At 31.0% G+C, this 581-nt stretch carries 1 protein-coding gene; it reads right to left on the minus strand.

Annotation, left to right across the window (positions count from 1 at the left end; all coding sequences use genetic code 11):
• The coding region (locus ACSMFO_RS40220) for a hypothetical protein (protein WP_436462549.1) at positions 1-547 on the minus strand (547 nt) is incomplete at its 3' end.
• Positions 548-581 lie beyond the last annotated feature (34 nt).

Consider the following 581-nt stretch of genomic DNA (forward strand, 5'->3'; position numbering starts at 1 on the left):
TCTTAGGTGAAATAGTTACCTTTATTTCTCCTCCATCGTCAACTGCTTCAATTGAGTTTTTTAATATATTTATAAACACTTCGTAGGTCTGCGTAGGATCACAATATACAATGTTTTTCTCTGATGAATAGAGTTTTTTAACCTTTATATTCTTCTTGTATAAATCCAATTTCAAATCTTCCAGGCTTTCATCTACTAACTTATTTAAGTCATTCTGACTTTTTATAATCTCGATCTCCTGTGTTTTGCTATGCATACGCTCAATGATCTCTGTCAAATGTTTAGAACTACGATTTATAATTTCAATTGAATTTTGAGAAGATGGATTAAGTTCATCTACGTTTATAGTTTGTAAGCTTGAATTAATTTTATAAATTTGATTCTTTATAGCATGGTTTAATAATGCTGTTCCTTTGTTGATTGCTTCTCTAGTCTTTTTATGAGCCTCTCTCTCGTAACGCAGCTTAATTCCATTAAGAGATCCAGCACCCTTTTTCAGAGCTTTCCATAAAAAAATAAAGAATGCTAATACGAGAAAAACAATCATATAGCGCCAATATTGGTGATGATTGTCTATTGCT

Source organism: Amycolatopsis sp. w19, from assembly GCF_051373225.1.
GTDB lineage: Bacteria > Actinomycetota > Actinomycetes > Mycobacteriales > Pseudonocardiaceae > Amycolatopsis > Amycolatopsis japonica.